Raw genomic sequence first — 12,955 nt, 5'->3', positions numbered from 1 at the left:
GTCGCTCCTACCCGAGGGGCTTATGCGGCTCAGGGGCGCCCCGGCTGCAGCGAGACTTCCCGCCAGCGCAGGAGCGGCCGGGCGGCGTTCCGCTTCAGCCGCGATCCCCTCCGGCGCCATCTTCATCGCGACTAAAGTCGCTCCTACGGCTCGATGGGGTTGAGAGCGCTCAGCGGCGCCGGGTGCCCATGGCCCAGGCCACGGCCGCCACCGGCAGGCCCAGGCCCAGCCAGGACAGCCAGTCCATGGGGCCGTCACCGAGCAGGGCGGCCATCAGGCCGATCAGGCTGGCCAGGGCGATCAGCAGCGGCACGGCGAAAATATGGCGCAGGCGCCGGGCCGGTCGTGGGGCGCTGTTCATGGCGCGCCTCCTGTCTGCGGTGAGGCCGGCGCGGCGGTGGTGCGCGGCGCCGGCTGGCGCCGGGCCAGCCACAGGTAGAGCCCGCTGATCAGCACCACGATGGTGATCACATCCAGCACCGCCCACAGAATCTTCAGCGGCAAGCCGCCGTAATCGCCGAAATGCAGCGGCCCGGACAGGGCCAGGGTTTTGTTGTACCAGGGCATCTCGCGCAGGGCGGCGAACTGGCCGGTGCGCGCGTCCACCAATGCCGGGGTGATGATGTGCGAGGTCAGCGGCGTATTGCCGTGCAGGAACACCGCGTAGTGGAAATCCGTGGACCAGCCGCCGCCGGGGAAGGCCACGAACTGCAGGGTCTGGTCCGGCGCCGCCTGCTCCGCCTGGGCCACGGCGGCGTCCAGGGAGGCCATCTCCGCCGGGGTGGGCACGGCGGCGCCCTGGTAGCCGGCGGTCAGGTCCGCCAGGGACTGGTTCTTCCAGGTATCCAGGATCGGCGTGGCCAGGGTGTTCACCACCCCGGTCAGGCCCACCACGGTGAGCCAGGCCACGGTGACGATGCCCAGCAGGTTGTGGTAGTCCAGCCACTTCAGGCGCCGGGAACGTTTTACCCGCACGGTGCCGAAGTCCAGCTTGCGCATGAACGGCGCGTACAGCACCACCCCGGAGACGATGGCGGCGATCAGCAGAACGCCCATGAACCCGAGGAACAACATGCCGGGCAGGCCCAGGAACATGTCCGTGTGCAACTGCAGCAGGAATTCCATAACGCCGTCCTGGTGGCCGGGGACCAGGTCGCCGCTGGTGCGGTCGAAGGAGGCGAAATGCATGGCGCCGCCGGGGGCGTCCGGGGTCGGCCCGGTGGTCACGTTGACCACCGGCCGCTCGGTGTCGAAGCTCATGAACAGCGGCACTTCGCCGGGGCGGTTGTCGAGCGCCGCCCGCAGCATCCGGTCCAGGGACAGCATCGGGCCGTCCGGGTGGGCCGGTTGCCAGTGATCCGTGTCGAAGGCCGCCTCGATCTCATCGTGGAAAATCAACGGCAGGCCGGTCAGGCACAGCATCAGAATGAAGGCGGTGCAGATCAGGCTGGTCCATTTGTGGATCGCGGACCAGAGTCGCAGGGAACGTTGTGACATCGGTTGTCGCATGGAAAGACTGCCTGGGCGCCCCGGCGGACCGGGGCGCTGGGTGGTCGGTTCAGAAATCCAGGGTGGCGGACAGCATATAGGTGCGCGGCGCGCCCACGGTCAGGTAATCGGCGCCCGGGAAGCCACCCACGGAGGCCCAGTAGTCCTCGCCGGTGACGTTCTCCACCCGGGCACGCAGGGTCAGAAACTGGCTGTCGCTCAAGGCGATCAGGTAGCGGCCGCCCAGGTCCAGCCGGGTCCAGCTGTCCACCTTGCGGGTGTTGGCGGCGTCGGCGTACTGGGAGCTGGTATAAATAACCCGACCGTCCACCGCCAGATCCGGCAGCTGCGGTACCCGGTACTCAAGGTTCAAGTTGGCCTGCGTCTCGGGAGAACCGATGGCGTCGTTGCCGTCCACGTCGGTGTCCAGGTAGCTGACGCCGCCCAGCACCGTCAGGTCGCGGGTCAGGTTGCCGTAGGCCATCAGTTCCACGCCGGTGTTTTCCTGGTCGTAGAGTTCTTTGTAAACATTGCCTTCGAGACCGGCCTCCGGCTTCTCGCTGCGGTAAACCGACAGGCTGCCGCCCAGACCTCCGCCTTCATACTTGATGCCCACCTCGGTCTGCTTTGTCTCATACGGCTCCAGAGCTTCACCTGCGTTTGCTACGGGATTCCCGTTGCCATCATCGGCGGGGGCGACGTCGCCCTTCTGGAGCCCCTCGATGTAGTTGGCAAACAGCGATACCGACGGCGTCAGCTTATAGAGAAAACCCAGTGATGGTGTCAGAGCATGGTCATCGTAGTTCGCGGTACGGGCGCCGCCGCCGTAGGCATAGCTCTTGTCCTGAATATTCTGGAAACGAGCGCCAAGAGTCACGAGCAGGCGTTCATCCAGCATCGACAACTGATCCGCCAGCGCAAAGCTGCTGAACTGGGTTTTGATGGTCATTTGAGGATTGTCGAGATCGCCGCCGGTGAAAGCGTTGGCGGGCGGGCGTGACACGGTAGTCGGGTTATAAATGTTGCCCGTCACCGAAGCGGACGACATCGCATAGGCATTGTCCGATTTCAGTTCGTAGCGAGAGCCGGAAACGGTGACGGTATGACCGATGGCGCCGGTGTCGAAGTTGACTCGCAGGCCGGTTTCCCCGGTCAGCACCGAATCCTCACGGGCGGTATCGAAACGGCTGGCGGTGTAGTCGCCGTTGATATTGTTCACGGTGGGATTGGCGAAGATCGAGTTTTCCTCGCCGTGGCGGGCGCCCACCGCCAGCCAGCCGGTAATGTTGTCGGCGAAATCGTATTCGGCGCGCAGGGTGCCGAAGATGTCGTTGGAATCCGAATAGGTCCAGGACTGGCCGATGGATTCGTCCGCGTCCGGGGCGTCGCCGATGGGCACGCCGGCGGCGTAGGTGATATTGGGCTGGCCGCCGTCCACGCGGTGCTTCTGGAAGCCCAGGTCGGCGGACAGACGGAACACCTCCTCGCGGAAGTCCAGGCCGATATGGGCCATGGACAGCTCCGCTTCCTCGCCGTCCACGGCGGTGTCGCCGTCGTGGCGGGCGGCGTTGAAGCGGATGCCGAAGCGGCCGTCCTCGGAGCGCCCGGCGAAGTCCGCCGCCAGGCCGGAGTGGCCGCCGCTCTGGGTGTCCAGGGTGATCTGGTTCAGGTCGCGGTTGGGGGCGCGCTTGGGCACGATATTGACCGCGCCGCCCAGGCCGCTGCCGCCGGGGGCGGCACCGTTCAGGAAGGTGTTGGCGCCGCGAAACACCTGCACCCGCTCGATGAACTCGGAGGCCAGGTACTGGCGCGGCAGCAGGCCGTACAGGCCGTTATAGGTAATGTCGTCGGAGAACACCGGCAGACCGCGCACCAGGTACACCTGCTGGTAGTTGCCGAAGCCGCGCGCCACCCGCACCGCCGGGTCGTTGAGCAGGATGTCGCCGACGCTGGCGGCCTGCTGGTCCTCGATCAGTTGCTCGGTGTAGGTGGTGTAGCTGTAGGGGGTGTCCATCATGTCCTGGGTGCCCAGGATGCCGACCTTACCGCCCTCGGCCACCTGACCGCCGGCGAACACCTCACTGAGCCCCTGCTTGGAGGCATCGGCGCTGGATTGCACCTGCACCGCGTCCAGGTCGTAGCTGCCATCGTCGTTTTGCGCGCTGGTCTGCTGGGCCTGGGCCGTGGCGGCAAGCACGGCCAGAGTGAGGGCGGAAAGCCGGAAGGCGGTCGGTCGCATGGTGATCCCCGTGGACGGTTATTAGGCGGATTCGATGGCTGCGACTATACCTATAATGAGAATGGTTTGCATTATGTTCCGCCTTGCAAGCCCCGCCAGATCAATTGCACGCCGATCAGCGCCATGCACACGATGATCAGCCGGAAAAACGCCTTCTCGTTGACCCGGGCCTGCAGCCAGATGCCGCTGCGCACGCCGAACCAGGCCACCGGAATCAGCAGGGCGGAGGTGCCCAGGCTATGCAGGGTCAGCTCGCCGAGCCAGATAAAGGGGCCGATCTTGAGCGCGTTGATAAAGGCGAAGGTGACCACGCTGGTGGCGATAAAGGTGGCCTTGGGCAGCTGGCGGGGCAGCAGGTACAGGTTCATCGGCGGGCCGCCGGCATGGGCCAGGGTGCTGGTGAAGCCGGCGCCGCCGCCGCACAGCGCCGCCCACAGGCGGCCCGGGCGGCGGTGCACGGTGGGCTTGAACAGCATATAGGCGGCGAAGGCGATGGAGATCACGCCCAGCATCAGGCGCACCTTGTTCTCGTCCAGGCTGTCCACCGCCAGGGCGCCGACCAGGATGCCCACGGCGGCGGCGGGCACCAGCCGCTTGACCTCAGCGGCGTCATGGCGGCCCCACCAGGCGCGCAGGCTGAGCAGGTCCATGACGATCAGCAGCGGCAGCAGCAGGCCGGCGGCCTGCAGGGGGCCGATGGCCAGGGCCATCAGCGGCACCGACAGGGAGCCGAAGCCCCCGGCGAAACCGCCCTTCGAGATACCCGTGATGTAGGTGGACACCACGATCAGTGTCCACGCCAGCAGCGAGAAGTCCGGCAGCTTACACCTCGAAGTGGTCGTTGAGCTTCTTCGCCACCGGGGTCAGCTTCAGTTCGGCGAACTGCGGCAGGCCGTTCTTGTAGGGCGGGTAGGATTCGCCGCCGATCAGCGGTTCCAGGTAGGCGCGGCCGGCGGGGGTGATGCCGAAGCCGTCCTTGCTGATGTACTTGCGCGGCATCTTCTTCTCGACGTTGGCCACTTTCTTGAGCGGCGCCTCGCCGATGGTCCAGCCGTACTTCTTGGTTTTCTTGCGCTCGATGGTGGGCATCACCGCGTTCTTGCCGGCCACCGCGAATTCCACCGCCGCCCGGCCCACCGCGTAGGCCTGCTCCACGTCGGTGGCGGAGGCGATATGGCGGGCCGCCCGCTGCAGATAGTCGCTCACCGCCCAGTGGTATTTGTAGCCCAGCTCGTTCCTGACCATCTGCGCCAGTACCGGCGCCACGCCGCCCAGCTGCTTGTGGCCGAAGGCATCGGTGGAGCCGGCGTCGGCCAGGAAGGTGCCATCGGCGGTGCGCGCACCCTCGGAGACCACGATCACGCAGTAGCCCACCTTCTTGACGGTGTCGTCCACCTTCTTGAGGAAGGCTTTCTGGTCGAAGGCGATCTCGGGAAACAGGATCACATGGGGGGCGTCGTCCGGCTTGTCCTTGGCCAGGCCGGCGGCGGCGGCGATCCAGCCGGCGTGGCGGCCCATCACTTCCATCACGAACACCTTGGTGGAGGTGGCGCACATGCTGGCCACGTCCAGGGCCGCTTCCCGGCAGCTCACCGCGGTGTACTTGGCCACCGAGCCGAAGCCCGGGCTCACGTCGGTGATCGGCAGGTCGTTGTCCACGGTCTTGGGCACGTGGATGGCCTGGATCGGATAGCCCATGGTCTTGGACAGCTGGGAGATCTTCAGGCAGGTGTCGGCGGAGTCGCCGCCACCGTTATAGAAGAAGTAGCCGATATCGTGGGCCTTGAACACCTCGATCAGGCGCTCGTACTCGCGCCGGGAGGTTTCCAGATCCTTGAGTTTGTAGCGGCAGGAGCCGAAGGCGCCGCCGGGGGTGTGCTTGAGCGCGGCGATGGCGCTTTTGCTTTCCTTGGAGGTGTCGATCAGATCCTCGGTGAGGGCGCCGATGATGCCGTTGCGGCCGGCGTAGACCTTGCCGATGGTGGCCTTGTGTTCGCGGGCGGCTTCGATGACGCCGGCGGCGGAGGCGTTGATCACGGCGGTGACACCGCCGGACTGAGCGTAGAAAGCGTTTTTGCGCGCCATGGCGGACTCCTGCTGGGATTCAGGCGCGCATTCTATCCCAGCTTGGAGGCGGTTACATGTTTCGGGCCGGGAAAAGTGGAGTCCGCTGGCGGGCTTTGAAACAATACGCCGCCGATGCCAGCCGTGGACCACCCTTGATATGAATGCTCTGCTGAAACTCTTCGCCGGCCTGTGCCTGTTCCGTCGCGGGCCGGAGGACATCCCCTATATCCCGCCGCTGCTGGGCATGCTGCTGGGGCTGTGGATGGTGCTGCAACTGCTGGCCGCCACCCTGCAGGTGGGGCTGACCGTGGCACAAATGGTGGGCGCCCAGCTGATCTCCCTGGGGCTGATACTCGGCGCCAGCGCCATGATCCTGGCGTTCAAGGGGCTGCAGGCGCGCTGGCTGCAAACCGCCCTGGCCCTGATCGGCGTGGACCTGGCCCTGACCCTGGTGTCCCTGCCCCTGCTGCTGCTCGGCCACGCCGCCGGCGGCACCCCGGCGTTGGTCAACGGCCTCTATCTGCTGCTGATCAGCTGGCAACTGGCGATCCAGAGTTTCATCTTCCACCGCGCCTTCGCCGTGGGCCCGCTGCTCGGCCTGGCGCTGGCGTTCGGGTTGTTCATTCTGACGTTTTTGGTGATTGGGATGGTGATGCCGGAGGCGTTGGCGGCGGGTTGAGAGCGGTTCAAAGTTACAAGTTGAAAGTTGAAACGCAGGGGAGGTGTTGGGGGGGCTGAAGGGCCGTGCCCGCCGGTCCGCCGTGGGGATCGCGGCTGAAGCCGCTCCTACAAAACCCTGCGATACCCTGTAGGAGCGGCTTCAGCCGCGATTCTCTCTTTCAGCTACAGCCAACGTTGATCGGCCGTAGGCCGCGGTGGGGGCGTGCGGCCGCGACCTTTCAACTTTTAACTTTAAACTTTCAACTGGCCTGTTCTTGGCACGGCCTCCCCACCACGCTGCCTGGGCTTGCAGCTTGCAGCTTGCAGCCGCGACCTTTCAACTGGCCTTTGTGTCCGCCGGATCGCGGCTGAAGCCGCTCCTACAAAAACCTGGGATGCGCTGTAGGAGCGGCTTTAGCCGCGATACCCTCTTTCAGCCGCTGGTGAGGCAACGCAACGCCATGCCCGCCGCCGCCGTGCGGTTTTCCACGCCGAGCTTCCGAAAAACCTGCTCCAGGTGCTTGTTCACCGTGCGTGGGCTCAGTTCCAGAATCTGGCCGATTTCCCGGTTGGTTTTGCCCTGGGCGATCCACAGCAGTACCTGGGCTTCCCGGCGGGTGAGACGCAGTTGCTGGCGGAGCAGTTCGCTTTCTTCCTCGCCGTCCCGTTGCAGCAGCCGGAACAGGCGTTCGCCGGCGGCGGTGTCGCCCAGGTAGCGCAGGCGCAGTTCGGCGCCATCGCTGATCGCCGGGTCCAGGTCGAGGGCGGATTGGTCGCCCGGGTCCGGGCGGTGATCGAGCCAGCGGCGCACCTGGCTGGCCAGTTGTTGCAGACGCGGGGCGCGTTGGTCGCCGTGCAGGGCCAGCCGTTCCTCGGCAACCGGGGTGGCCCAGCGCCACAGGCCCTGATGGTCGGTGGCGAAGGCGGCCTGGCCGAGCCGGTCCAGGGCGGTGTGGGCGCCACGGGTGATGCGCGCGTTGTTCAGATGCACGCGGATGCGGGCGATCAGTTCGTCCGGGCGCACCGGTTTGGTCACATAGTCCACGCCGCCGGCCTCCAGGCCGCGCACCACGTCCTGGGAGTCGGTGAGGCCGGTCATGAAAATCACCGGCACCGCCGCCAGCTCCGGGTGCTGCTTGAGACGCCGGCAGGTTTCGAAGCCGTCCATGTTGGGCATCAGGGCATCCAGCAGCACCAGGTCGGGCATCATCTTTTCGGCGATGCCGAGGGCCTGTTCCCCCTCCAGGGCCACCAGGGCGGTGAGGCCGGCCTGGTCCAGGGCGTGGTGGATCATGCCCAGGGAGTCCGGGGAATCGTCCACCACCAGGATCACATCCTTTCGCGCCGCTTGGTTCATGAGTCTGGCTCCAGCAATCGCATCAGGGCTTGGAAGTCGAACCGCTCCAGGGCGGCCTTGAGGGCGCCGGCGTCCGCGTCCCCCAGCCGGCGTTGTTGTTCGGCGCGGGCGAGGGCGTCGCGCAGCCCGGCCAGATGGCCGATCTCCGCCAGGGCCAGCAGTTCGTCGCGCAGGTCTTCATCGAGCAGGGTGCGGGAGGGAATGCGCGCCGGCGGCGCCGGCGGGTCGTCCGGGTGCCGCCAGCTGAGATTGAGATGGCGGGCCAGGCTGTCCAGCAGGCCGCTCAGTTTAAAGGGTTTCACCAGGTAATCGTCGTGCACGCCGTCGGCGCCGGGGCGGTCGTGGTCGCGGGCGTTGGCGGACAGCATCACCAGCGGCCCCCGGTAGCCCTGGGCGCGCAGCCGGCGGCCGGTCTGCCAGCCGTTAAGCCCGGGCATGGAGATATCCAGCAGCACCAGGTCCGGCGGATTCTGCGCCGCCAGGGCCAGCCCGGTGGCGCCGTCCGGGGCCTCGCTCACGGGAAAACCCAGCGGCACCAGCAGGTCGCTGACCAGCCCCCGGTGGGAGGCATCGTCGTCGATCACCAGCAGACTGCGGGCGGCGCCGTGATAGCCCACCACCGGGCGCGGATCGTCGGGCTCCACCGGTGCCCCGGCGATGCTGGACAGCATCACCCAGAGACGGAACTCGCTGCCGCGTCCCGGGGCGCTGGTCACCTGCAGGTCGCCGCCCATGATGTCCACCAGCAGTTTGGTGATGGTCAGCCCCAGGCCGGTGCCGTGGACCGCCGGTACTCCCGGTTTCCGGACCCGCTCGAAGGGGCGGAAAATGCGCTGCAGGTCTTCCTCGGCGATGCCCACGCCGGTGTCGCGGATGGTGAACTCGGCCACTTGATTGCGGTAGCGCACATGCAGGGTGACGCGCCCCTGGCGGGTGAATTTGATGGCGTTGGAGAGCAGGTTGATGAGGATCTGGCGCAGGCGTTTTTCGTCGGTGGTGACCCAGTCCGGCAGGCGGCCCTGGCTCTGGAATTCGAACTCGATGCCCTTGTCCTGGGCCTGCAGGCGGAACATGGTCACCAGCTCGTCGATCAGCGAGCGCAGCCGCACCCGGTTGCGGTACAGCTCCAGCCGGCCAGCCTCGATCTTGGAAATCTCCAGCAACCCTTCGATCAGGTCCGACAGATGGCCGGTGCTGCGGCGGATGGCGGCCACCGCCTCGCGGCGGTTGGCGGGAATGTCCGGGTCGTGTTCCAGCAACTGGGCATAGCCAAAGGCGGCGTTGAGCGGCGAGCGCAGTTCATGGCTGAGGCCGGTGAGGTAGCGGCTCTTGGCCTGGTTGGCGGCTTCCGCCAGTTCCTTGGCTTTCTGCAGTTCGCGGTCGGTTCTTTCGTGGGCCTTGATCTCGGCGGTGAGCATGCGCGTTTGCCGCTGGGACTCCTCCTGGGCCACCACCCGGCTCTCGTGGGCGAGCACGAACAGCCAGGCCACCACGCCGCTGATGATCAACAGAATGGCGAATACCTTGGCCAGGGTGGTGGCCATCAGATGCCGCACGGTCTCGTTGTCCACCGGCACCTGGTAGTAGACCAGGGTGAGCAGGCCGGCCATCACCAGCGATACCAGGGTGAGCAGGCCGAGAAAATGGCCCAGCCGGGAGCGCAGCTGCTGCAGCATGCGGTCCGGCAGCACGCCGCCCAGCCAGTCGATCAGCTGTTCCTGGAACCGCGCATGGTGTTTGCAAGCGTCGTTGCAGCGCGCGTCCAGGGAGCAGCACAGCGAGCAGATCGGGCCGTTGTAGGCGGGGCAGAACGCCATGTCTTCCTCGTCGAAGCGGTGCTCGCAGATGCAGCAGGGGCGGCCGCGTACCGCGGTGGCCGGTTCCGGCCGACGGGCGATGTAGTAGCGCCCGCCGGTAAGCACGGCGATCAGCGGCGCGGTGACGAAGGCGGTGAGCAGTACCAGAAACGAAGCCAGGGCGCTGGCGGTGTCGCCCCACAGGCCGGCCCGGGCCAGCAGCCCCACGGCGGTGGCCAGCAGCATGGCGCCGAAGCCCACCGGGTTCAGGTCGTAGAGATAGGCGCGTTTGAATTCGATGTGCTTGGGGCTCAGCCCCAGGGGTTTGTTGATCACCAGGTCCGCCACCAGGGCGCCCATCCAGGCCACCGCCACCAGGGCATAGCTGCCCAGGATTGACTCGAACGCCCGGTAGATGCCGATTTCCATCAGCACCAGGGCGATCACCACATTGAACACCAGCCACACCACCCGGCCCGGGTGGCTGTGGGTGAGCCGGGAAAAGAAGTTCGACCAGGCGATGGAACCGGCGTAGGCGTTGGTGACATTGATCTTGAGCTGGGACAGCACCACGAAGATGCCGGCCAGGGCCAGCAGGGTGGCCGGGTGGGCGGTGATATGGCTGAACGCCACCAGGTACATGTACATGGGTTCCTGGGCCTGGCTCTGGGGCAGGCCATGGGAAAACGCCAGCACCGCCAGGAACGAACCGAACAGCGCCTTGAGCGCGCCCATCACCACCCAGCCCGGGCCGCCGGCCAGCATCGCCAGCCACCAGCGGCGTTTCCGGCCCGGGGCCGGTTCCGGCATGAAGCGCAGAAAATCCACCTGCTCGCCGATCTGCGCCACCAGCGAAAACAGCACCGTGGCGGTGGCGCCGAACATCAGCAGATTGAAGCCGCCTTCGCCGGTGTCCAGGCCCGGAAAACCGGCCCAGCGCTCCAGGGACACCGGGTCCTGAAACAGAATGAACACGAACGGGGTCAGCTGCAGCATCAGCCACAGCGGCTGGGTCCACACCTGAAAGCGGCTGATATAGGTGATGCCGTGGGTAACCAGGGGGATGGCCACCAGGGAACTGACCACATAACCCAGGCTCAGCGGCAGGCCGAACATCACCTCCAGGGCCAGCGCCATGATCGCCGCTTCCAGGGCGAAAAAGATAAAGGTGAAGGAGGCATAGATCAGGGAGGTGAGGGTGGAGCCCAGATAGCCGAAGCCGGCGCCCCTAGTGAGCAGGTCGATGTCGACGCCGTCGCGGGCGGCGTAATAGCTCACCGGCAGGCCAAGCAGAAACAGCACCGTCATTACCGCGACGATGGCCCAGACCGCGTTGGCAAAGCCGTAGTTGAGGGTGGCGGCGCCGCCGATGGCCTCCAGGGCCAGGAACGAAATCGCCCCCAGGGCGGTGGCCGCCACCCGGCCGGCGGACCAGCGCCGGGCCGCCTTGCCGGTAAAGCGCAGCGCGAAGTCTTCCAGGGTCTGGTTGGCGACCCATTGGTTGTAGTTGCGTCGCACCCGGAAGATGCGCTGCTCAATGGCCATGGATTCCGTTGTCCGAAAAGCGTCCTAGTAGGACCTTTTCACACTACTTGCATCACGCCTGCTGGATGTCATTTTGGTCTCCAGCTAGGCGGAGGGAGCGCGGTTTGGTCATTCCAAATAAGCGACCGACAACGACGCTGGAGGCCAAAAGGGCGCCAGCCCTTCGGGTTGTGGCTAAAAACCCACCCCTCCGCGTTACTCGTCGTTCATTTGGAGCCACCAAACTTCTCTCCTCGTGCCTTGATGGGTGGGTTTTTAGCCACAACAGGCGTAATGCAAGTAGTGTGAAAAGGTCCCAAGAACGCGAAGCACGAATCGTGCCTGAATCATTATTGGCGGGCCCCCGACCCGTGTCCGCGAGCTTAGAACGGCCCGGTCGGACCGGGAATGCGTCAAATGACGTAGGCCCATGGCGTATTCGGCGAATGGGCGCGCCGGGGCCGGATTTCCATACTCGTCAGTGAACAGTCATCCGCTGAACAAGCCATACGCTGACGAGGGGAACAACATGAAGCAACGGAATCATCACACGCCGGCCCGGGGGCGCCGCCTGCTGGCGGGACTGGCCGCGCTGCCGGCACTGATGGCACTGGCATCGCCGGTGACCGCCGCACCGGCCACCGCCGAGGTCAACACCACCGGCCTGGCGGTCACCGACGACACCGTCAAGGTGGGCATCCTGCACTCCATTACCGGCACCATGGCGATCAGTGAGATCGGTTCGGTGCAGGCCGAGAAACTGGCCATCAAACAGATCAACGAAAGCGGTGGCGTGCTCGGGCGCCAGATCGAGTACGTCCAGGAGGACGGCGCCAGCGACTGGCCCACCTTCGCCGAGAAAACCCGCAAGCTGCTGCGCCAGGACAAGGTGGCGGCGATCTTCGGTTGCTGGACCTCGGCATCGCGCAAGGCGGTGCTGCCGGTGATGGAACAGTTCAACGGTATGCTCTACTACCCGACCTTCTATGAAGGTCTGGAGCAATCACCGAACGTGATCTACACCGGCCAGGAGGCCACCCAGCAGATCCTCGCCGGCATCGACTGGGCGGTGAAGGAGAAGGGCGCCAAGACCTTCTACCTGCTCGGCTCGGATTACATCTGGCCGCGTACCTCCAACAAAATCGCCCGCATCCATATCGAGAAAAAGGGCCTGAAGGTGGTGGGCGAGGAGTATTACCCGCTCGGTCACACCCAGTTCAACTCGGTGATCAACAAGATCAAGCTGCGCAAGCCGGATGTGATCTTCGCTTCCGTGGTGGGCGGTTCCAACGTGGCTTTCTATAAGCAGATGAAAGCCGCCGGCGTGGACTTCACCAAGGAAAGCCCGCTGCTGCTCACCATCTCCGTCACCGAGGATGAGATTCGCGGTATCGGCGGCGAGAACGTGGACGGTATCTATGCCTCCATGAAGTACTTCCAGAGCCTGGACAACGCCAACAATCAGGAATTCGTGGCCGCCTTCAAGGACGCCTACGGCGACGACATGGTGATCGGTGACGTGACCCAGGCCGCCTATCTGGGCCCTTGGCTGTGGAAGATGGCGGTGGAGAAAGCCGGTTCCTTCGACATCGACAAGATCCGCGAAGCCTCCCCGGGCATCGAGTTCAAGAAGGCGCCGGAAGGTTATGTGCGCATCCACGAGAATCACCACCTGTGGTCGAAAACCCGCATCGGCCGGGCCCAGCCCAACGGCCAGTACGAGGTGGTCTATGAAACCAAGGAGCTGATGGAGCCGGACCCGTTCCCCGAAGGCTACAAATAACCGTCCGTACCCGGCGCCCGCCCATTGGGGCGCCGGGCTTT

At 65.6% G+C, this 12,955-nt stretch carries 9 protein-coding genes; 2 read left to right on the top strand and 7 right to left on the bottom strand.

Annotation, left to right across the window (positions count from 1 at the left end; genetic code table 11):
• Positions 1-169 precede the first annotated feature (169 nt).
• The 5 genes from FGS76_RS12130 to FGS76_RS12110 form a co-directional block, all read right to left on the bottom strand.
• Entirely contained in the window at positions 170-361 is a 192-nt protein-coding gene (locus FGS76_RS12130; RefSeq protein WP_138772904.1) for a hypothetical protein, read from the bottom strand.
• A complete protein-coding gene (locus FGS76_RS12125) occupies positions 358-1,497 on the bottom strand; it encodes a PepSY-associated TM helix domain-containing protein (RefSeq protein WP_138772903.1) in 1,140 nt (379 codons plus the stop codon). The genes FGS76_RS12130 and FGS76_RS12125 overlap by 4 nt, the downstream gene beginning before the upstream one ends.
• A 61-nt stretch (positions 1,498-1,558) precedes the next feature.
• Positions 1,559-3,727: a TonB-dependent receptor gene (locus tag FGS76_RS12120; protein WP_138772902.1), complete on the bottom strand. Its 2,169-nt coding sequence runs from the start codon at positions 3,725-3,727 to the stop codon at positions 1,559-1,561.
• A 71-nt stretch (positions 3,728-3,798) separates the two neighbouring features.
• A complete protein-coding gene (locus tag FGS76_RS12115) occupies positions 3,799-4,512 on the bottom strand; it encodes a sulfite exporter TauE/SafE family protein (RefSeq protein ID WP_240692524.1) in 714 nt (237 codons plus the stop codon).
• 37 nt (positions 4,513-4,549) lie between these two features.
• Entirely contained in the window at positions 4,550-5,812 is a 1,263-nt protein-coding gene (locus FGS76_RS12110; protein ID WP_138772900.1) for a 6-phosphofructokinase, read from the bottom strand.
• 139 nt (positions 5,813-5,951) lie between these two features.
• Here FGS76_RS12110 and FGS76_RS12105 point away from each other — a divergent pair, with 139 nt between their 5' ends.
• Positions 5,952-6,473: a hypothetical protein gene (locus tag FGS76_RS12105; RefSeq protein WP_138772899.1), complete on the top strand. Its 522-nt coding sequence runs from the start codon at positions 5,952-5,954 to the stop codon at positions 6,471-6,473.
• Between the two features lie 414 nt (positions 6,474-6,887).
• Here FGS76_RS12105 and FGS76_RS12100 read toward each other — a convergent pair whose 3' ends face one another.
• On the bottom strand, positions 6,888-7,811 hold the full coding sequence (locus tag FGS76_RS12100; RefSeq protein WP_138772898.1) for a response regulator transcription factor: 924 nt from the start codon (positions 7,809-7,811) through the stop codon (positions 6,888-6,890).
• Entirely contained in the window at positions 7,808-11,152 is a 3,345-nt protein-coding gene (locus FGS76_RS12095) for a hybrid sensor histidine kinase/response regulator (protein WP_138772897.1), read from the bottom strand. Before FGS76_RS12095 ends, FGS76_RS12100 begins: the two co-directional genes overlap by 4 nt.
• 508 nt (positions 11,153-11,660) lie before the next feature.
• Between FGS76_RS12095 and urtA the strand changes: the two genes are divergently transcribed.
• On the top strand, positions 11,661-12,914 hold the full coding sequence (gene urtA / locus FGS76_RS12090) for an urea ABC transporter substrate-binding protein (protein ID WP_138772896.1): 1,254 nt from the start codon (positions 11,661-11,663) through the stop codon (positions 12,912-12,914).
• The last annotated feature ends 41 nt before the right edge of the window (positions 12,915-12,955 follow it).

The sequence above is a fragment of the Alloalcanivorax gelatiniphagus genome, assembly GCF_005938655.1.
Classification (GTDB): Bacteria; Pseudomonadota; Gammaproteobacteria; order Pseudomonadales; family Alcanivoracaceae; genus Alloalcanivorax; species Alloalcanivorax gelatiniphagus.
The sequence above is the reverse complement of the archived record's forward strand: the minus strand, read 5'-3'. Positions and strand labels throughout refer to the sequence as shown.